Origin of the sequence: Paenibacillus sp. Y412MC10 (assembly GCF_000024685.1) — a bacterium.
GTDB classification, from domain to species: Bacteria; Bacillota; Bacilli; order Paenibacillales; family Paenibacillaceae; genus Paenibacillus_AQ; species Paenibacillus_AQ lautus_A.
Map to the genome: position 1 here is coordinate 2,682,378 of NC_013406.1, position 19,906 is coordinate 2,702,283.

Below are 19,906 nucleotides of genomic sequence, written 5' to 3' on the forward strand. Positions count from 1 at the left end.
ATATAGCCATCAACAACTCGCCTGGAGGCTCTTCATCACATGGGATTTCGTGTCATCAAAACAGCAGCGGCCAGCCTGCTTGCCATTTTAATTACAGATGCTTTGAACATACCGGGGGCTACGTCCGCCGGTCTTCTTGCTATACTCGGCGTTGACGTTACGCGCAAACGGAGCGTGCGCTCCATATCGTCCCGATTTTTTGCGTCATTGCTGGGACTTATACTGGCGTGCATTTTATTTTATTTTCTCGGTTTTCATTACTGGGTGCTGGCCTTGTACATATTGCTTGCATTTCCCGCGATATCGAGGGCTAATTTCAAGGAAGGCATCGTGACCAGCTCGGTTGTGGTGTTTCGGGTGTTTCAGGGGGAAGAGATCGGACTCGGCATATTGCTCACGCAAATCGAACTCTTGATTATCGGCCTCGGGTCGGCTATGCTCGTGAACCTGGTTTATATGCCGAACAGCGAGGGGGCGATGATGGAGATCCGCCGCAAGGTGGACGGGCTTTTCTCCGTCATTTTCCATCATTTCTCGCTGACGCTTCGAAACCCCGAACATATATGGGACGGAAAAGAGCTGATCGAGGCCAATCGGCAGATCGAAAAAGGGATAGAGGAAGCAAAGCGGGCTTCGGAGAACCAGATGATTCATCCGGACGGCTCCTGGAACATCTATTTTTATATGCGTAAGGAACAGATGGAGAATATCCAGAGCATGATGCATCAGATCTCCCAGGTGTACGAGCGGCTTCCGCACGGCGTGCTGACGGCTGAAATTTTCGATCAGTTAAGCCAGGATGTGGTTGCCGAAGGCTATACGGGGAAGTCCGAAGGTCTGCTGATTGAGCTGGAGGACAGGTTCAAGGAGATGGAGCTCCCGACGACCCGCGAGGAATTCGAGGTCCGCTCTGCGATATTGCAGCTCTGCCACGAGCTGGAATACTATTTGAATATCTCGAAAAAGTATAAAGCGCCCACGGCGAAAAAACCGCAGAAGCGCGCGGATTCGGCCGTATAGCTTAGCGATTTTCAAAAATAAATCTGATATTTTTAGCATCATATGAATTTATTTGGACCACTTCATTCAACATTCGCCCATGTCTTGCATACACATGTATGGAATGATTGTATGGAGGAGGTTCGAAGATGTCATTGAGTCATAAACACCAATGTAGAGAAATCATCACGAAGGCGATCTGCGGCAAGGGTCGTAAGTTCTCTACCGTAACACATACCGTGACTCCGCCTAATAATCCGACCAGTATTTTGGGGGCTTGGATTATAAACCATCAGTACGAGGCGGTTGCCGCCGGAGACGGAATTGAAGTTATTGGTACTTACGATGTAAACATCTGGTATTCCTATGACAAAAATTCGCAGACCGATGTGGCGAAAGAAACGGTATCGTATGTAGAACGCGTGCCTCTTTCCTATCTGGATCCGAAGCATCGTGCATCCACGGTGGAGGTTTCGGCTGAAGCGACGCAGGAGCCGAGCTGCGTCGAGGCCAGCGTATCCTCGAATGGCACGAGCGTCATTCTGCGGGTAGAGAGAGAGTATGCGGTGGAACTGGTAGCCGAAACGAAGGTCGTTGTCAAAGTATGCAGCTACCCTCACGGCGACTACGAAGACAAAGAATTCGACTACGTCCTGGGAGACGACGTCGATGATTACGAAGATTACGAAGGTCTGGAGGATGAACTGTAAGTTAACCCTCCTGCAGGAATGATTATAATCTTAGCATATGCAGCGAGGGCAGCTTTGCGGAGGGCGGATGCCCTCTTTTTTATTTTTATTTGCAGGGGGAATGGGGATGGTTAGAATGATCGTACAACCGGCGGTCGAAAAAAAATATGTGTCGCTTCATGGATCTGCTTTGCTCTTGGCGCAAGCACGGTTGATCCGATCCGGGATTCCGTGTCGCTTGAATTCGGGTTCAGTCGAGGAGAAACGTTATGCCGCCAGGTACGCGGTGCATGTCGACCGGCTGGCTGCAGCCAAGATCCGCCAACATCAAATGGGCGGCAGCGAAGCGGTGTTCATGCCCGATCCCGAGAGCGGAAGATATGAAGATGGCCTGCATCGAAGATTGGAGAAAGCGGCCCTGCGGTCGCTGTACACGCTGGGCGTCGATGAAGGGGAGGTCATCATTACGGCCCGCCCCGGTCGAAGATACGTAGTGGAGGATGTCCGCATGCCAGCTGACCGCAGCAAAGCCGTAATGAGTGCCAAGGGTCAGGGGTCACGGCGGACGGAAGGGTACCCTGCTAACAACGAAGAAGGCGATTCTTCTCTTGTTTCATCGTTACTCATGGGCATGGATCCGGAGTTTGTGCTGATGAAGGATAACGGAGACATCGTGTTTGCATCCGAATTTATGGAACGCGGCGGGTCGGTCGGAAGCGACGCCGTTCGTTTACGGGGCGAGGTGATTTATCCTATTGCCGAGCTCAGGCCGTCGCCCAAGGCGAATCCGAAGGAATTGCTGCTTGAAATGCAAAAAGCTCTGCGCGAAGCTCACCTCCTGATTCAGGACCGTTCACTGGCATGGAAGGCAGGCGCCCTGCCTTATGGCGATTTTCCGCTGGGAGGCCATATTCACTTCAGCGGCGTGCCGCTGTCCCTGTCTCTTCTTCAGACCCTGGATAATTATGTGGCTCTGCCGCTGACGCTTCTCGAAGACCCCAACGGGCGTCTGCGGAGGCCCCGTTACGGTTTTCTTGGGGATTTCCGCAGGCAGCCTTACGGCGGGTTTGAATACCGTACGCTGCCCAGCTTTCTCGTCTCGCCGCTCGTGGCGAAGGTGTCGCTGGGCGTGGCTTACCTGGCTGCCCGCTACAGCGATCGCCTGCCGGGGAGGCCATTAAACACCGAACGGTATCACCGTGCCTATTACGAAGGCGATAAATCCGTGCTCAAAGAGTGTATTGCAGGCTGGCACAGGGATCTGTCGGCACTGCCGGAGTACCCGGATTATGCCCGTGAAATCGAACGGGCTGTAGCGCACATGGAGACGGGGCGAACCTGGGATGAGAGCAGGGATATCCGGCCGCTGTGGAATATTCCAACCAAGCCGTGATGCCTTACGGTCAATTTCTGTTATAATGGAGGTCAAGCTAGAAAGGTAATGGAGGTACGTCATGGCTAAATATACGCCGATGATTGAACAATATTTGAAGGTCAAAGAACAAGCGCGCGATGCGTTTCTTTTTTTCCGCTTAGGCGATTTTTACGAAATGTTTTTCGATGACGCGATCCTCGCGTCGAAGGAATTGGAGATTACGCTGACCGGCCGCGAAGGCGGCGGTGCAGAGAAAATACCGATGTGCGGGGTTCCTTATCATTCCGCGGAGGGTTACATCCAGCGGTTGATTGAGAAAGGGTACAAAGTCGCCATCTGCGAGCAGATGGAAGATGCTTCTGTCACCAAAGGCATGGTGCGGCGGGAAATCGTCAGGGTCGTCACGCCGGGGACCATCATGGACGGCAAGGTCGTTCACGACAAATCGAACAATTACATGGTGTGCGTAACGGAAGCGGGCGGCTTGATGTCCTTATCCGCATGCGATTTGTCCACCGGCGAGCTCTACGTGACGTCGGTGCCTTCATCGGAGGAATGGCTGAGGGACGAGATTGGCATTTATGAGCCTTCCGAAATTATCGGGGATGCATCGCTGCTGTCGATTATCTCATCGCAGGCGCTGCCGGGCAGCCGAAATATCGTATATACGGCCTGGGATCGAAGAGAAGACGCATTGGTTCGGACCCAATTCGGAGAAGCGGCATGGGCCCGCCTCGAAGAGGAGAGAAGAGCCTGCGTATCCCTGCTCATCTCGTATTTAAGCGAGACGCAGAAACGGTCGCTGGGGCAGCTGACTCAAATCGCTTCCTACGAGCCGGGACAATACATGGTTCTGGATCCGTTCACCAGGCGGAATCTGGAGCTGGTCGAGACGGTTCGTGAACGCTCGAAGAAAGGCTCGCTCCTATGGCTTCTGGATCGTACGGAAACCTCCATGGGAGCCAGGCTCCTGCGGCGGAGAATCGATAAACCGCTGCTGTCCCGAAGCCGGATCGAGGAGCGGCTGGAGGCCGTCGAGCATTTGTATAACCAGTACATACTGCGCGAAGATTTGCGGATGGCGCTGAAAGAGATTTACGATTTGGAGCGGCTGGTCGGCCGGATCGCGTTCGGCAGCGCGAACGGACGCGATTTGAATGCGCTCAAGCTGTCATTGAGGCAAATTCCTTCCCTGAAGGAGCTGTGTGCCCAGTCGCCTTCCGAGACGCTGCGGCGCGTGGCAGCGGATACCGATGTTTGCGACGATCTGTGCGAACTGATCGAGAATGCGATTGTGGATGAGCCGCCGGTGTCAGTGCGCGACGGAGGAATCATCAAGCCGGGGTACCACGAACGGCTGGATGAGTTTCGGGAAGCGAGCACCAGCGGCAAACGCTGGATCGCCGAGCTGGAGGCCAAGGAACGTGCCGCTACCGGGATCAAGTCTTTGAAGATCGGTTATAACAAGGTGTTCGGCTATTATATCGAAGTCACCAAATCCAATCTGTCATCCCTGCCGGAAGGCCGCTATGAGCGCAAGCAGACGCTGGCCAACGCGGAGCGTTACGTCACGCCCGAACTGAAGGAGAAGGAAGGACTGATCCTGGAAGCCCAGGAGAAAATGGTGGATCTGGAGTATGCGCTCTTTACCGAGCTGAGGGATAAGCTGAATACCCAGGTGAGCCGGCTGCAGAAACTCGCCGAACGCATCGCCGAGATTGACGTCTATCAGTCGCTGGCTGCCGTCAGCGCGGAGTACCGGTTCGTCAAGCCGGAGCTGAGCGAGGGCTATGATTATATCGTTGAAGGCGGCCGTCATCCGGTGGTGGAAGCCGTCATGAAGGATTCGTCGTTTATCGCGAACGGAACGGATTTACGCAAGGACGGATCTTCGATCCTGCTCATAACGGGTCCGAATATGGCCGGCAAAAGCACGTACATGCGCCAGGTGGCTCTGATATCCATTTTGGCGCAGATGGGCTGCTTTGTCCCGGCGGAGCGGGCGGTTATCCCGCTGGTCGACCGGATCTTTACTCGCATCGGCGCCGCCGACGACCTGATCGGCGGTCAGAGCACCTTCATGGTGGAAATGGCGGATATCCAGGTGATGACGGAAAAAGCGACGCCACGCAGCCTGATCATCATTGATGAGCTTGGGCGCGGTACGTCCACGAGTGAAGGCATGGCCATTGCGCAAGCCGTGATTGAATACGTGCATGATCATATCGGCTGCAAGGCATTGGTATCGACCCATTTCCATGAGCTGGCTCACCTTCAGGAGAGCCTTGGCGGGCTTAAGAATTATTCCATGGCGGTTCAGGAAAGCGGCGACAAGGTGCATTTTCTCCGCAAGCTGATCCCTGGCGCGGCGGACAGCAGCTACGGCATTTATTGTGCCAGACTGGCAGGTTTGCCCGGCAGTATCATTGATCGCGCTTATGGGCTGCTGCAGGGCCTGGAGATGGCTTCCCTGGCCGCAGTGGCATCGGAGCAAGGGATCGCGGTCCATCGGAAGGAGCCAGCGTCCGAATCCTCTTCGGATGTGAGACGCAGCGGACCGGAAGCTTTGCACGAATTCCGTGAAGAGACGATGCCCTATGCCGGCAGCCTGAACGGAGCAGACCCGAAAGGCGGCGTGGTGCAGCTCTCCATTTTCGGCGAGGAGGAAGTGCCTGAATCCCGGAACGCCAAGATGGGCAAGGATCAGCACTCTTCTCCGCAAGAAGCTCTTCACGATCCTGCTGTTAAGAGCATCATAGATGCCGTCAAAGGTGCCGACGTCATGAACATGACGCCGCTTCAGGCGATGCAGTTCCTGAATGACCTGAAGCTTCAAGCGAAGGATATGTGATGTCTGCATGGGAATGAAAAGGAACGGAGGTAGGAACAATGGGGATTATTCGGATTTTGGACGAGCATATTGCAAACCAGATTGCTGCCGGCGAGGTGGTGGAACGGCCTGCCTCCGTTGTCAAGGAGCTGGTCGAGAACGCCATTGATGCCGGGAGCACCAAGATCGACGTCTCGGTCGAAGAGGGCGGACTGGACAGCATTCGCGTGACGGATAACGGCGCGGGCATTGATCCGGAGGATTGCGAGACGGCTTTTTATCGCCATGCGACAAGCAAAATTGCCGAAGGCCGCGATCTGTTTCAGATCACCAGCCTTGGTTTCCGGGGGGAAGCCCTGCCGTCCATAGCAGCCGTATCGAAGGTGCGCCTGGTTACGTCCAATGCCCAGGATGGCCGCGGACGGAAGATCGAAATCGAAGGCGGCCATCTGCGCGTGAACGAAGAGACGGCCGCACCCAGAGGAACGGATTTCCTCGTGAAGGAATTGTTTTACAATACGCCGGCAAGGCTGAAATATATGAAAACGATCCAGACCGAATTAGGGCATATATCCGATTATATGTACCGTTTGGCGCTTTCCCGGCCGGATATCGCTTTTACGCTCCGGCATAACGGGAACTCGCTGCTGCAGACGCTGGGCAACGGCGATGCCCTTCAGGTCATAGCGGCCGTATACGGCACCCAATCGGCCAAAGCCATGCTGCCGTTCGCAGCCGAGAATATGGACTATACGTTAAGCGGGTATATCAGCCGTCCGGACTATACCCGGGCCAACCGGAACGGCATGTCGCTCATCATAAACGGGCGGTATATCCGGAACTACGGGTTAATGCAGGCGATATTGAGAGGTTATCATACGCTGCTGCCGATCAACCGGTTTCCGCTCGTCGTCATTCAGCTGTCCATGCATCCTTCGTTGATCGATGTGAATGTGCATCCTTCCAAGTTGGAGGTGCGGTTCAGCAAAGAGCAGGAGCTGTTCGCTTTCGTGGAGGAAGAGGTTCGCAAGGTGCTGCAGCAGGAAATCCTCATTCCGCGTCCGGCCAAACAGAATATCGGCAAAAGCAACAATGCGTATATCCAGGAACAGCTGTCATTTCCACAGGCACAAGGGGATGTCGGAGCGGCCCGCGGCGGGCAGGATCGGGATCTTGAGATCCCAGGCAGCGACGAGCGATCCGCGGGAGGAAACACGCCGCTTCCAACGCCGCCTGCAGCGTGGCCTGATAAGCAGACCCTTGCAACGTCCCCAAACTGTATCAAGCGTTCTTACGGGGACGGAACAGCAGAAACAGCCGCAGCTTCGCAGATGCGTGAGACGGCCGCTTCGTCTTCGTATCGGAGCGATTACCGCAATGAGGCCAGGGGAGGTGCGGGAATCCCTGCCGTGACGAAGGAGTGGCTGCAGGCCGTTTCAGGGCCGGCTCCCGAAATTCCGCCTTTTCCGGAGCTAACGCTTATCGGCCAGCATCACGGCACCTATCTCATTGCACAGAATGATACCGGTCTGTATCTGATCGATCAGCATGCCGCGCATGAGCGGATTAACTACGAGTATTACTACGAGCAGTTCGGCAACCCGGCGGACGCATCTCAGGAGCTGCTCCTGCCGATTACGCTGGAATTCACGCCCTCGGAATCGGAGAAGGTAAAGGATCGGCTGCATTGGTTCGAGAAGGTCGGCGTTTACATGGAGTTTTTTGGCGGCCATACCTTCCTGGTCCGTTCGCACCCCTTCTGGTTCCCTAAGGGCGAAGAGAAGGCCATCATCGAAGAGATGGCCGAATGGGTGCTGAATGAGCGTAATATCGATATAGCCAAGCTGAGAGAAACCTCATCGATCATGTGTTCGTGCAAGGCTTCCATCAAAGCCAACCAGAAGCTTACGGAGCAGGAGGCGATGACGTTGATCCAGCGTTTGGGCGCCTGCCGGCAGCCTTACACCTGTCCGCACGGACGACCGATCGTTGTTTCGTTCTCGGCATACGATTTGGAGAAAATGTTTAAACGCGTCATGTAACAGCAAGGAGGACCTTCATGATCATTACAACTGGAGAAGCGGAAGCGCCGGACATCGTCGAGCGCGCCAAACGTTTAGCCCAGGAAACCGGCTGCCGTTACGTCCAGCGCGGCGGCCATTCATTGCGAAAATTAGCCCGCAGGTTCGGGGACGACGACGTACTGGTGGTACTGAACGGACATGTGCGTTTGAGCGGACCTGGCGGCTCTGTCATGGAATTTCACCCGAGCATGGGCTTTGTCCGATTGAAGCGGGTGCTGAACGGAAAACCCGATCCCATGCTGGAGGCATCGGGGATGGAGGAAGGGGACTCCGTGCTGGATTGCACGGCGGGCCTTGGAGCCGACTCCCTGGTATTCTCGGGTAAGGGAGGGGCGAACAGCCGGATCACCGCCCTGGAAAGCTCGCTGCCTTTGTTTGCGCTGCTGAAAGAGGGGCTACGGACCTATGAAAGCCATCTGGAAGCCAGCGATCAGGCGATGCGGCGAATCGAGGTCAGGCATAGCCATCATCTGGATTATTTGAAATCGCTGCCGGACCAAAGCGTCGACATTGTCTATTTTGACCCGATGTTCCGCGAACCGATCACCGACTCGGCTTCCATCAACCCGTTAAGGCATTATGCTAACGGCGAGCCTTTGGATGCGGAAAGCGTGAGGGAAGCGATCAGGGTCGCGCGCAAAACCGTCGTCATGAAGGAAGCGCGGTCCAGCGGAGAATTCGAGCGGCTCGGCTTTGCACTGCCTGAACGGGGAAAATCCAAAATAACGTACGGAGTGATTTCCATTGACAGATGAAACCAAACCGAAGCTGCTGGTTCTCATCGGACCGACAGCGGTAGGCAAAACCAAAATGAGCATTGAAATTGCGAAGGAATTCGGATGTGAGATTATATCCGGCGATTCGATGCAGGTTTACAGGGGCATGGATATTGGCACGGCCAAAATTTCCGAGGAGGAAATGGAAGGCGTCCCCCACCATCTCATTGACATTCACGAACCTGATCACCCGTACTCGGTAGCCGAATTTCAAGAGCAATGCCAGCGGCTGATCGCCGAGATCACGGAACGGGGGAAGCTTCCGTTCATCGTTGGCGGAACCGGGCTTTACGTAGAGTCGGTATGCTACGGTTATCAGTTCAGCGAGACCGGAGCGGATGAAGTTTTTCGGGAGGAGCAGTTCCGCTACGCCAATGAATATGGAGCAGAGGCTCTCCATCAGAAATTGGCAGAAGTAGATCCTGAAACTGCCGAGCGGCTTCACCCTAACGACCTACGCCGGGTCGTTCGTGCTTTGGAAGTATTTCATGTGACCGGCGTCCCACTTTCGGCCCAGCTGGCGCCTCAAACCAAGCAGTCTCCCTATGACTTATGCTTGGTCGGTTTGACAATGGACAGGCAAATGCTATATAACCGTATTGAAGAGCGAATTGACCTTATGCTGAGCCAAGGACTTGTCGATGAGGTGGCGGCGCTCATGGACAAAGGATTCGCTCCGGGGCTTGTATCCATGCAAGGGCTGGGTTACAAGGAAATCGTGTCGTACCTTAAAGGGGAGTTCAGCTACGAGGAGGCCGTCGTGCTGCTTAAGCGCGATACGCGCCGTTTCGCTAAGCGGCAGCTATCTTGGTTTCGCCACATGAAGGACATCGAGTGGGTAGACGTCACCGACTCGGGAAATTTTTCTGCTAACTATCAAAAAATCCGTGCTATAATAGCAGGAAAGTTTCACTGAAATCTTGAATATATTTTCAAAACAATCTAATTGAACCATTGGGGGTACGGCTAATGAACAAGTCCATTAACATCCAAGACACGTTCTTGAACCAACTGCGCAAAGAGAACATTCCGGCCACGGTATACCTTACAAACGGCTTTCAGATCCGTGGAACGATCAAAGCTTTTGACAATTTTACCATCGTGATTGACAGCGACGGCCGTCAGCAAATGGTGTACAAGCATGCTATCTCCACGTTCATGCCGCAGCGTAATGTGTCCCTGATGCAGGATAACAACAGCGAACAATAGATTTTAGAATGGATTCATAGAGAGCAAAATCATACCGCCTTTGATTAATTTGAAACTTTTTGGTTTATAATTCGTTTAGCTTATAAGGAGTGCAGAGAGCAACCTGAGAAGGTTGTTCTTTTCTTTCCGAGGCACGACTCGAGAGTCAGAAGGTTTGATCCCGCAAGGGAGCAAGGAGGGGGACAAATGGCTGGAAAAGATAATCAGATGTCTCGGTTGAATAAAAACAAAGACAACTCGAAGACATCCAAAACCACGAAACCGAATGCGAAGAAGAAAAAGGGCAAGGGAAAGCGAATTGCATGGGCGCTGTTTTTCACGGCCGTCATTGCGATCTTCTGCGCGCTTGCAGGTTATTTGTTCATCCTGATCAGCGGAGAAAAGCTGCTGGAACAGAATCAGGATAAATTGACCGCTTACGGTACTTCCAAAGTTTATGACCGCAACGGAACGCTGATGGGCGAGTTGTCCCTGCAGAAGAGCGATCCCGTGAAGTACGAGGATATTCCGGAGAAATTGATACAAGCATTCATTGCAACTGAAGATAAACGGTTCATGGAGCATAACGGCGTGGACATGTGGTCGATCGGCCGTGCAGCCGTCAAGGATATCATGGCCCGGTCCATGGTGGAAGGCGGAAGCACGATCACGCAGCAGCTGGCGAAGAATATATTCCTGACCCGGGACAAAACTTTCTTCCGTAAGGCGACTGAAATGTCGATCGCGCTGGCGCTTGAGCGTCAGCACAGCAAACAAGAAATTATCGAGATGTATTTGAACCGGATTAACTTCGGTGGACCTTATTACGGCATCAAAGCCGCATCCGAGCGTTATTTCGGCAAGTCGGATCTGAAAGAGCTGGATTTATGGGAAATGGCGACGCTTGCGGCAATGCCGAAAGGGCCGTCCCGCTATAATCCGCTCAAGAATCCCGACCTTTCCAAAGAGCGGCGCGCGGTCGTCCTGACCCTGATGGAACAACAGGGATATATCACGGCCGAAGAGGCAGCGGAAGCCAAGAAGGTGGACTATGCCTATACGCCGCCTGAAAGACAACAGAAGTATACGGCGTTTATCGATTATGTCATGGAAGAGGCCGAAGAGAAGTGGGGCCTTACCGAGGATGACGTTAACATTGGCGGTTATCAGATTTATACCACGATGGACGTGAATGCCCAAACGGCCATGGAAGAGGAATTCAATAATCCGGCCAACTTCGAAGAAAGTCCGGATGACGTGCAAGTTGAAGGCTCCATGGTCATCATTAACCAAGAGACCGGCGGGATCGTCGCCATGGTCGGCGGTCGGGAGTATACGCGCGGCGGGTTCAGCCGGGCTACCGACAGCCGTCGTCAGCCGGGCTCCGCTTTGAAGCCGATTGTATCCTACGCACCGGCGCTCGAATCCGGCAAATTTACGAAGGATTCGAGACTCAGCAACAAGAAGCAGTGTTTCGGCAGCAATTACTGTCCGAATAACCTGCACGGTTACTCGGAGACGATCGGCATGCCGGAAGCGATTCAGCGTTCCGAGAACATCCCGGCCGTATGGCTGTTGAACGAAATCGGCGTGAAAACCGGATTTGATTTCGCCCAAAGCCTCGGCATCAAGATGTCCGAAGGGGATGCGAACCTATCCTTGGCCCTCGGCGGCATGGATACCGGTACGAACACCTTTGAGATGGCTCAAGCTTTCAGCGCTTTTGCCAATGGCGGAGAATTCAAAGAGGCTTTTGCGATCAAACAAATTAAAGACAACAAAGGCAAGGTTGTGCATGAGAACAAAGGCAGCAAAGGGAAGCGCGTGATGGGCGAGACGACGGCTTCGCAAATGACGGACATGATGCGACGCGTCGTAGAGGACGGAACGGGTAAGAATGCCCGGATCAGCCGTCCGGTAGCCGGTAAGACGGGAACCACGCAGAGCGGCTACAAGGGCGTCAGCTCGAACCGCGACGTATGGTTTGTCGGCTATACGCCGGAATTAACGGCAGCTGTATGGATGGGTTACGATAATCCTGACCGCCAGCATCTGCTGAAGCGAAGCAGCTCGATCTCTGCTTCCTTATGGGGCAAAGTGATGGAGAAGGCGGTTCAAGGCTATGAAGCGAAGAATTTCCCGAATGTCGAGCCGGTACAGCCGCCTGTAGAAGAACCGGCATTAAGCGCAGTCAGCGGTTTGACGGGCTCTTATAACGGGGAGACCCAGACCGTATCACTGAGCTGGAATCCGGTTCAAGGCAATGTTCAGTACCGCATATACCGTAAGGAAACGTCCGAGTCCGAGTACACGCGGATCCTCGATTCTTTGGGTGGAACCTCCATTGAGGATATGAGTGCGATGGAAGGATTGACATACGATTATTACGTAACGGCCTTCGATCCATCAACCGGCGATGAATCGGAACCTTCGAACATTTTGCAGATCGTGGCTGTTTCCGAGGAATTGCCGCCTGAGGATCTGGAACCCGATCCGGGAGACACTCAAGAACCGCCACCGGTGGATAATGGTGAGAACGGGGAAGGAAACGAGATGCCGGGTAATGAGAATGGGAACGGCAACGGGAATGGTAACGGCAACGGCAACGGTTCGGGCGAACCGGGCAATGGCAATGGCGAAGGCCATGGGAATGGAAACGGAAACGGAAACGGAACGACTCCGCCTGACAATGGAAACGGAGCTGGGAATGGTCAGGATGGCCAAAATCCCGGCGACGGAACGGATGGCTCAGGAGATGGAACGAGCACCGGTGACGGTGGCACGGGAGGAACCGACACGGATAGCGGCAATATCCCTACGGTTCCGGGAACGATCGTGGATCCGTCGGATCCGGCGAACGCGCCTGACCAGTCCCAGGACAGCCCATAATAAATTCAGAAGCCTCCGCATGTTTGCGGAGGCTTCTTTGTTTTGAGTGTGTTACCCAAATGTGGTAAGCTGGGAATACGAATGGGGAGGAAAAGTTCCATGAAACGTAAATTCGGAGATCGGGCGAATTGGCGCCGTATCACGCGCCGGCACTTCACTTCCCGGTATGTGGAATGTGAGCAATTTACAGGGTATCTCACGTTATATACCATCTATGGCCTGAAAGAACCGTTGTGGAAGACGTATGGCCGTCATACTTACCGAATCGCGGACAAAGGCTATTCATGGCTGCAGTATTATCCCAAGGACAGCCATTACATCGTTACGGCCATGTTTGACGACAAGCGGAATATTGTTCAATGGTATATCGATATTTGCAAGAAACAGGGTGTAACCGATCAGGGCGTTCCATGGTTTGACGATCTATACCTGGACGTTGTGGTCGTCAAGAATGGCGAAGTGTTCTTGCTGGATGAAGATGAGCTTGAGGATGCCCTGCGCCGGAATGATATTACCCGGGATGATTACAGGCTTGCCAAGGTGACTGCACGAAACCTGCTTCGGGCCATCGACGCACATGAATTTCCTTACTTTATGATGTCACTGAAGCATCGCGACCAGTTATTTCATAACGGAGAGTTCAGGAGGAAGAAATAATGCGTCAGGAAATACATAAAGGCCTGCCGACCGCAGGCACAAGAAAGAGAGCGTGGTATCGGCGAGGGATCTATACCCTGCTCTCGCTCGTCGTTCTCGGAGTTTTATGGTCAGGTTATGCGTATTGGAAAATCGAAAGCGCCGTCAGCAGACCGGCGGAGAAAGCGGACGTCGGCATCATTTTGGGCGCATCCATGTGGGGGGATCAACCTAGTCCCGGCCTTCGCGAACGCCTTGAGCATGCGCTGGTTGAGTATAATGCCGGTCGATTTGATACCTTCATTGTTACAGGCGGTCTGGATAAACCCGAGTACAATTATACCGAAGCCGAGGGGATGAGAAACTTCCTGGTCGAGGCAGGGGTGCCCGAAGAACGAATCTTCCTTGAGAACGAAGCTACGAGCACTTACGAGAATTTGTTATACAGCCAAGCGATCATGGAGGAGCACGGGTGGAACACCGCTATCATTGTAACCCATGATTACCATGGGACGAGGGCCATGGAGGTCGCAACAGCCCTTGACTACGATCAACCCTCGATGTCGCTGACGGAATCTACCGTTCTGCCCATGGCCAAGCACAAGTCCCGGGAAGTGCTGGCTTATACGAAATGGACGGCCGATCGGCTGTTGATCGCCATGGGTGTCCTATGAGGACGAAACTTCTAATAAGCAGGCTGTAAATAGAATACATTGGAATAGATAGTCAGCCCTTTGGATAAAGAGGTGAGGAGCAATGAACGGGCGTGTAACGGCCGCAAACGGCCGATCTGAAGGACGGCCATCCCGGCAGATAAATGTCGTGCTCCGCAGCGCGGAACCCCCACTCATCAGCAGTGCGGTTCCGGAACGCGAACCGGCCCCTTCGCCGAACCCTGTTTCCCAGCACAGTCTATTCCAGGAAATACAAAAAGAGCTGGATCAGCTGGTAGGTCTCGAACAGATCAAAGACCTGGTGTTTGAAATCTATGCTCTGCTTCAAGTAGCCCAGATGCGTTCGGAAGCAGGCTTATTAAGCGGCGGTCATGTATACCATATGATTTTCAAAGGAAATCCCGGTACGGGCAAAACGACGGTCGCCCGCATCGTGGCGAAGCTGTTTCAGAAGATGGGCGTGCTGAATAAGGGTCATCTGGTCGAAGTGGAGCGGGCGGACCTCGTAGGTGAATATATCGGCCACACGGCACAAAAGACCAGGGAACTGGTCAAGAAGGCGTTGGGTGGCATTTTGTTCATCGACGAGGCCTACAGCCTCGCGCGCGGAGGCGAGAAGGATTTTGGCAAGGAAGCGATCGATACGCTTGTCAAAGCCATGGAGGATCATAAAAACCAGTTCATTCTTATTCTGGCGGGTTACAGCGATGAGATTGATTTTTTTATGGATACGAATCCCGGTTTGCATTCCCGTTTTCCGATCCAGATGGACTTCCCGGATTACAATCTGGATCAATTGATCCAGATTTCGGAGCTGATGGCGAAGGAGAGAGACTACATCTTGATGCCGCAATCGCTGAACAAGCTGAAGGACCACCTGCAGCTTGAGAAGGAACATGGGCTGCACGCCTTCAGCAACGCGCGTTATGTACGGAATGTCATCGAAAAATCGATAAGGAATCAATCGGTTCGGCTGTTGAATCAATACGTAACGGGCAACCCGGGCAAGCTGGAGCTTATGACCCTGCGGCCGGAGGACTTTAAGTTAAACGGAAAATTACAATGATTTTAAGCTTGTCTTCGAACATAATGAAGGGGTAACGCTGCTTTCTTTGGATCATAATGTTTATTGCAGGCAGCAGCGGTTAGTTAAATTAGTAGACGTATCGTTAGAAGGAGTTGGCTATATGACAAATATAACGCATGATACCCGGACAGAGATCGAAGATAAGGCCGTTCTGGTCAGTTTGGTAACGGACGCGGTTAAACGCACCGGGATTAATCCGGAACACTCGCTGCAGGAGCTGGTTCAGCTGGCCGAAACCGCTGGAGTAGAGGTGCTGGATGTCATTACGCAAAATCGGGAAGTGCCGGATTCCAAGTGGTTCATCGGCAAAGGGAAAGTCGAAGAGCTGCGCATGGCGATTGATGGATTAGGCGCAACCACGGCCATATTCGACCAGGAATTATCGGGGGCGCAGGTTCGAAATCTGGAAGAATCGCTTGATGTCAAGATTATCGACCGGACTCAATTGATTCTGGACATTTTCGCGCAGCGGGCGAAAACGCGTGAGGGAATTATCCAGGTGGAGCTGGCCCAGCTTACGTACCTGCTCCCGAGGTTGTCGGGACATGGCAAAAATCTGTCCAGGCTCGGAGCGGGAATCGGAACGCGCGGACCGGGGGAGAGCAAGCTCGAAACCGACCGCAGGCATATTCGCGACAGAATCAGCGATCTGAAGCGGCAGCTGGATGAAGTCACCCGGCATCGGACGCTCCATCGGGAACGCCGGAAGAAGAGCGGGGCCGTGCAGGTTGCGCTTGTCGGTTACACCAATGCCGGCAAATCGACTTTGTTGAATCGATTAACGGCCGCAGACGTTTATATCGAAAATCAATTGTTTGCGACGCTGGATCCCACTTCGCGCGTGCTGGAGCTGCCAAGCGGCAAAGAAGTCGTGCTTACGGATACCGTAGGATTCATACAGAATCTTCCCCATGATCTGGTGGCTGCGTTCCGTGCGACGCTGGAAGAAGCCAACGAAGCCGATCTGATCCTTCATGTCGTGGATGCTTCTTCACCTATGCGGGATGAACAGATGGCGGTGGTACAGTCCATTCTTCAGGATTTGGGAGCCTCAGATAAACCTCAAATCGTCCTGTTTAACAAAAAGGATGCATGTGAGCCGGGCCAGCTGGAAATGCTGCCGACGGGTGAGGGGCAATTAAAGATCAGCGCGTACGTTGATCAGGATTTGGAATCGGTGCGCGAAGCGATTCAGGACCGGCTCTCCGGAGGCAACGTCACGTTCCGGATTCCGGCCGACCGCGGCGATTTGAACTCGGTAGTATACCGGGTCGGAGACGTGTTGGAGCAGTCTTTTGACGAGAATGATATCCTCTATGAGGTCCGGATCAATAAAGCGGATTATGAAAAGATGGGTTATTTGCTTCATGATTACGTTCAGAATGGATCTTAAGCATAGGTAGTAAATGCGCATAAGCCCCTGTTCAGGGGCTTATATTGCGTGTTCCGGGCGGTTTTGAAACGTTGATGAGTTCTATGTAACAAAAATATGTGTTAAGATGAGACATCATGTGTATAAGAGGAGAGAGCAGTTCGTCATGGCAAGATTTTCGCAAGATATACTTGAATTGAGCAGTGAGATTGAGTCCAAAATCAGTCGGCGTATACGGGAGATTGACACCATTGTTGATTTTAATCAGTGGAAGGTCATTGATGCTTTCCAGAAGTTTCAGGTGAGTGATTTCCATTTTGCGGGTTCCACCGGCTATGCCTATAATGATCGTGGCCGTGAGGTGCTGGATGAAGTTTACGCTGACGTCTTCAGAGCCGAATCGGCCCTGGTCCGGCCCCATTTTGCTTCGGGTACCCATACGATCTCGACGGCTTTGTTTGGTGTATTACGACCGGGAGATGAGCTGCTTTATATTACAGGGCGTCCCTACGACACGCTGCATAAAGTCATTGGCGAGCCCGGGGACGGCACCGGATCGCTGCGCGATTTCGGTATCGGCTATCGTGAGGTGGCCCTGACAGAACAAGGGGACATTGATTGGGGGCAGGTCGAGAGTGCTATCGCGCCTTCAACGAAAGTTATCGGTATCCAGCGTTCCCGGGGATATGATTGGCGGTCTTCGTTTACCGTTGCCCAAATTGGCGAGATGGTAAGCCGTATACGGTCCATTCGCGAGGATGTAATCGTGTTTGTGGATAACTGCTACGGTGAGTTTACGGAGCGTCTGGAACCGACGGAGGTCGGCGTTGATCTGATGGCGGGTTCCCTAATCAAAAATCCTGGCGGCGGCATTGCCGAAACCGGCGGCTACATATGCGGCAAAGCAGCCTATGTCGAGCAGGCGGCGTATCGGCTGACTGCACCCGGAATCGGACGTGAAGTCGGGGCTATGCTGGGAACAACCCGGGGAATCTATCAGGGCTTATTCCTGGCACCTTCCACCGTCGGGCAAGCCATCAAGGGAAGCGTCTATGCTGCTGCGATGTTTGAAGCCGTGGGATTTACGACCAAGCCGGGCTGGCAGGATGAGCGTACCGATTTGATCCAGGCGGTATCTTTTAGCGGAGCGGAACATCTGATCGCTTTTGTTCAAGGGATTCAACGGGCCGCTGCCGTGGACAGCCATGTGGTTCCCGAACCTTGGGATATGCCGGGATATGAGCATCCGGTGATCATGGCGGCAGGCACGTTCATTCAGGGAGGAAGCCTGGAATTGTCCGCGGATGCACCTATCCGTTCACCCTATATCGGCTACATGCAGGGTGGTTTGACTTATTCTCATGTTAAATATGGGGTACTTATGGCACTCCAAAGCATGAAAGATCGTAAACTATTGTAAGTTATCCTTACATGCGGTTGACGTGGCTGATCAGGAAATGTACAATAGGATCAGAATAACCACTTGGAAGGTTGATGAGATATGGGTGATGAGATTCGGAGGAATATGGCGTTATTTCCGATAGGCATTGTTATGAAGCTTACGGATCTATCTGCCAGACAAATTCGCTATTATGAGCAGCATAATTTAATTGTCCCAGCCCGTACGTCGGGCAACCAACGCCTGTTTTCCTTCAATGATGTGGAGCGACTGCTAGAGATTAAGGCTTTGATTGAAAAAGGCGTGAACATTGCCGGCATTAAGCAAGTCATGAACCCGGTCACGAAAGAGTCTGAAGAGGCTACCGTCATTACGCCGGATACGGAGAACAGACGCCGTGAGATGTCGGAGTCGCAGCTGCGCCGTTTGCTGAAGCAGGAATTGATTACCGCTAAAAGACCGGGTCAGGTTTCATTGATTCAAGGGGAATTATCCCGGTTTTTTAATAAATAAGGATTGCCATGCTGTCATTCTTCATGGAGTCTAGTTTTTTTATTTAAAAAGGAGAGGATAAAGTGAGTTATACGAGAGAGGACATTCTACGCATCGCCAAAGAAGAAAATGTTCGATTTATCCGCTTGCAATTTACAGATTTGCTGGGAACGATCAAAAACGTTGAAATTCCGGTAAGCCAGCTGCCTAAAGCGCTTGATAATAAAATGATGTTTGACGGTTCTTCCATCGAAGGGTATGTGCGTATCGAGGAATCCGATATGTACCTGTACCCGGATCTGGATACCTTCATGATCTTCCCTTGGGTATCCGAGGATCGCGTCGCGCGTCTGATCTGTGATGTTTACATGCCGGACGGCACCCCATTTGCGGGAGATCCGCGCGGTATTCTGAAGAGAGCACTGAAGGAAGCCGAAGAGATGGGCTTCACTTCCATGAATGTCGGTCCGGAGCCGGAATTCTTCCTGTTCAAAACCGACGAAAAAGGCAATCCGACCATGGAGCTGAATGACCAGGGCGGATACTTTGACCTGGCGCCTACGGATCTCGGCGAGAACTGCCGCCGTGACATCGTGCTGACGCTGGAAGAGATGGGCTTCGAAATCGAAGCTTCTCACCATGAGGTTGCGCCTGGCCAGCACGAAATCGACTTCAAGTACGCAGATGCGATCAAAGCGGCTGACCAGATTCAAACCTTTAAATTGGTTGTTAAGACGATCGCTCGTCAGCATGGACTGATTGCAACGTTTATGCCAAAACCGCTATTCGGCGTAAACGGCTCTGGCATGCACTGCAACCAATCGCTCTTCAAAGGCGGCGAGAACGCGTTCGTTGATGAGAGCGACGAGCTTGGCCTGAGCGTAACGGCTCGGAACTATATGGCGGGTATTCTTAAGCATGCACGCGCGTTTGCTGCGATCACGAACCCGACGGTGAACTCGTACAAGCGTCTCGTGCCTGGTTACGAAGCACCTTGCTACGTGGCATGGTCTGCAAGTAACCGCAGCCCGATGATTCGTATTCCAGCATCCCGCGGTCTGAGCACGCGCATCGAAGTGCGTAACCCGGATCCGGCTGCGAATCCGTATCTGGCTCTGGCTGTCATGCTGAAAGCTGGCTTGGACGGCGTTAAGCGTGAGCTGTCGCTTCCGGCACCGATCGACCGCAACATCTACGTGATGACGGAAGAAGAGCGCATCGAGGAAGGCATCCCAAGCTTGCCGGCAAACCTGAAAGAAGCGCTCAACGAATTGATCCGCAGCGAAGTCATTTCCGATGCACTCGGTGACCATGCGCTGGCTCACTTCTACGAGCTGAAAGAGATCGAATGGGATATGTACAGAACGCAAGTTCACCAATGGGAACGCGATCAGTACATTACAATGTATTAATAGA

At 53.0% G+C, this 19,906-nt stretch carries 16 protein-coding genes; all 16 read left to right on the forward strand.

Annotated elements, in window-relative coordinates; translation table 11 throughout:
* The first annotated feature begins 39 nt into the window (after positions 1-39).
* The 16 genes from GYMC10_RS11735 to glnA all read left to right on the forward strand — a co-directional run bounded on the left by GYMC10_RS11735 (position 40) and on the right by glnA (position 19,902).
* Positions 40-1,020 carry an aromatic acid exporter family protein gene (locus GYMC10_RS11735; RefSeq protein WP_015734652.1) on the forward strand — a complete coding sequence of 327 codons (981 nt, stop codon included), beginning with the start codon at positions 40-42 and terminating at the stop codon, positions 1,018-1,020.
* 128 nt (positions 1,021-1,148) lie between these two features.
* Positions 1,149-1,709, forward strand: a complete 561-nt coding sequence (locus tag GYMC10_RS11740) for an outer spore coat protein CotE (RefSeq protein WP_015734653.1) — start codon at positions 1,149-1,151, stop codon at positions 1,707-1,709.
* A 106-nt stretch (positions 1,710-1,815) separates the two neighbouring features.
* Positions 1,816-3,081, forward strand: coding sequence for a putative amidoligase domain-containing protein (locus GYMC10_RS11745; protein WP_015734654.1), 1,266 nt, complete (start codon positions 1,816-1,818; stop codon positions 3,079-3,081).
* 61 nt (positions 3,082-3,142) lie between these two features.
* Positions 3,143-5,914 (forward strand): DNA mismatch repair protein MutS, encoded by a 2,772-nt coding sequence (gene mutS, locus GYMC10_RS11750; RefSeq protein ID WP_015734655.1) that lies wholly within the window; start codon positions 3,143-3,145, stop codon positions 5,912-5,914.
* A gap of 38 nt (positions 5,915-5,952) precedes the next feature.
* Complete coding sequence (gene mutL, locus GYMC10_RS11755; RefSeq protein WP_015734656.1) at positions 5,953-7,935, forward strand: DNA mismatch repair endonuclease MutL; 1,983 nt, start codon at positions 5,953-5,955, stop codon at positions 7,933-7,935.
* A gap of 17 nt (positions 7,936-7,952) precedes the next feature.
* Positions 7,953-8,732, forward strand: a complete 780-nt coding sequence (locus GYMC10_RS11760; RefSeq protein WP_015734657.1) for a class I SAM-dependent methyltransferase — start codon at positions 7,953-7,955, stop codon at positions 8,730-8,732.
* Complete coding sequence (gene miaA, locus GYMC10_RS11765) at positions 8,722-9,669, forward strand: tRNA (adenosine(37)-N6)-dimethylallyltransferase MiaA (RefSeq protein ID WP_015734658.1); 948 nt, start codon at positions 8,722-8,724, stop codon at positions 9,667-9,669. The genes GYMC10_RS11760 and miaA overlap by 11 nt, the downstream gene beginning before the upstream one ends.
* 53 nt (positions 9,670-9,722) lie before the next feature.
* Entirely contained in the window at positions 9,723-9,962 is a 240-nt protein-coding gene (gene hfq, locus GYMC10_RS11770; protein ID WP_009590863.1) for an RNA chaperone Hfq, read from the forward strand.
* 186 nt (positions 9,963-10,148) lie between these two features.
* The gene (locus GYMC10_RS11775; RefSeq protein WP_015734659.1) at positions 10,149-12,830 is read left to right on the forward strand and encodes a PBP1A family penicillin-binding protein; all 2,682 of its coding nucleotides are present in this window, start codon (positions 10,149-10,151) and stop codon (positions 12,828-12,830) included.
* 99 nt (positions 12,831-12,929) lie between these two features.
* A complete protein-coding gene (locus tag GYMC10_RS11780) occupies positions 12,930-13,487 on the forward strand; it encodes a DUF402 domain-containing protein (protein ID WP_015734660.1) in 558 nt (185 codons plus the stop codon).
* Positions 13,487-14,140 carry a YdcF family protein gene (locus GYMC10_RS11785; RefSeq protein WP_015734661.1) on the forward strand — a complete coding sequence of 218 codons (654 nt, stop codon included), beginning with the start codon at positions 13,487-13,489 and terminating at the stop codon, positions 14,138-14,140. The genes GYMC10_RS11780 and GYMC10_RS11785 overlap by 1 nt, the downstream gene beginning before the upstream one ends.
* Before the next feature lie 82 nt (positions 14,141-14,222).
* Positions 14,223-15,206 (forward strand): AAA family ATPase, encoded by a 984-nt coding sequence (locus tag GYMC10_RS11790; RefSeq protein ID WP_015734662.1) that lies wholly within the window; start codon positions 14,223-14,225, stop codon positions 15,204-15,206.
* A gap of 121 nt (positions 15,207-15,327) precedes the next feature.
* Positions 15,328-16,620, forward strand: a complete 1,293-nt coding sequence (gene hflX, locus GYMC10_RS11795; protein ID WP_015734663.1) for a GTPase HflX — start codon at positions 15,328-15,330, stop codon at positions 16,618-16,620.
* A 145-nt stretch (positions 16,621-16,765) separates the two neighbouring features.
* Positions 16,766-18,019 carry an aminotransferase class I/II-fold pyridoxal phosphate-dependent enzyme gene (locus tag GYMC10_RS11800; RefSeq protein WP_041621972.1) on the forward strand — a complete coding sequence of 418 codons (1,254 nt, stop codon included), beginning with the start codon at positions 16,766-16,768 and terminating at the stop codon, positions 18,017-18,019.
* 81 nt (positions 18,020-18,100) lie between these two features.
* Positions 18,101-18,511: a MerR family transcriptional regulator gene (locus GYMC10_RS11805; protein ID WP_006209652.1), complete on the forward strand. Its 411-nt coding sequence runs from the start codon at positions 18,101-18,103 to the stop codon at positions 18,509-18,511.
* A gap of 62 nt (positions 18,512-18,573) precedes the next feature.
* Positions 18,574-19,902, forward strand: coding sequence for a type I glutamate--ammonia ligase (gene glnA / locus GYMC10_RS11810; RefSeq protein ID WP_015734665.1), 1,329 nt, complete (start codon positions 18,574-18,576; stop codon positions 19,900-19,902).
* The last annotated feature ends 4 nt before the right edge of the window (positions 19,903-19,906 follow it).

What these genes read in the sequence shown, in the direction of transcription:
- GYMC10_RS11735 (WP_015734652.1), top strand. Translation starts at nt 40, where the DNA reads ATGGGATTTCGTGTCATCAAAACAGCAGCGGCCAGCCTGCTTGCCATT.
- GYMC10_RS11740 (WP_015734653.1), top strand. Translation starts at nt 1,149, where the DNA reads ATGTCATTGAGTCATAAACACCAATGTAGAGAAATCATCACGAAGGCG.
- GYMC10_RS11745 (WP_015734654.1), top strand. Translation starts at nt 1,816, where the DNA reads ATGGTTAGAATGATCGTACAACCGGCGGTCGAAAAAAAATATGTGTCG.
- mutS (WP_015734655.1), top strand. Translation starts at nt 3,143, where the DNA reads ATGGCTAAATATACGCCGATGATTGAACAATATTTGAAGGTCAAAGAA.
- mutL (WP_015734656.1), top strand. Translation starts at nt 5,953, where the DNA reads ATGGGGATTATTCGGATTTTGGACGAGCATATTGCAAACCAGATTGCT.
- GYMC10_RS11760 (WP_015734657.1), top strand. Translation starts at nt 7,953, where the DNA reads ATGATCATTACAACTGGAGAAGCGGAAGCGCCGGACATCGTCGAGCGC.
- hfq (WP_009590863.1), top strand. Translation starts at nt 9,723, where the DNA reads ATGAACAAGTCCATTAACATCCAAGACACGTTCTTGAACCAACTGCGC.
- GYMC10_RS11775 (WP_015734659.1), top strand. Translation starts at nt 10,149, where the DNA reads ATGGCTGGAAAAGATAATCAGATGTCTCGGTTGAATAAAAACAAAGAC.
- GYMC10_RS11780 (WP_015734660.1), top strand. Translation starts at nt 12,930, where the DNA reads ATGAAACGTAAATTCGGAGATCGGGCGAATTGGCGCCGTATCACGCGC.
- GYMC10_RS11785 (WP_015734661.1), top strand. Translation starts at nt 13,487, where the DNA reads ATGCGTCAGGAAATACATAAAGGCCTGCCGACCGCAGGCACAAGAAAG.
- GYMC10_RS11790 (WP_015734662.1), top strand. Translation starts at nt 14,223, where the DNA reads ATGAACGGGCGTGTAACGGCCGCAAACGGCCGATCTGAAGGACGGCCA.
- hflX (WP_015734663.1), top strand. Translation starts at nt 15,328, where the DNA reads ATGACAAATATAACGCATGATACCCGGACAGAGATCGAAGATAAGGCC.
- GYMC10_RS11800 (WP_041621972.1), top strand. Translation starts at nt 16,766, where the DNA reads ATGGCAAGATTTTCGCAAGATATACTTGAATTGAGCAGTGAGATTGAG.
- GYMC10_RS11805 (WP_006209652.1), top strand. Translation starts at nt 18,101, where the DNA reads ATGGGTGATGAGATTCGGAGGAATATGGCGTTATTTCCGATAGGCATT.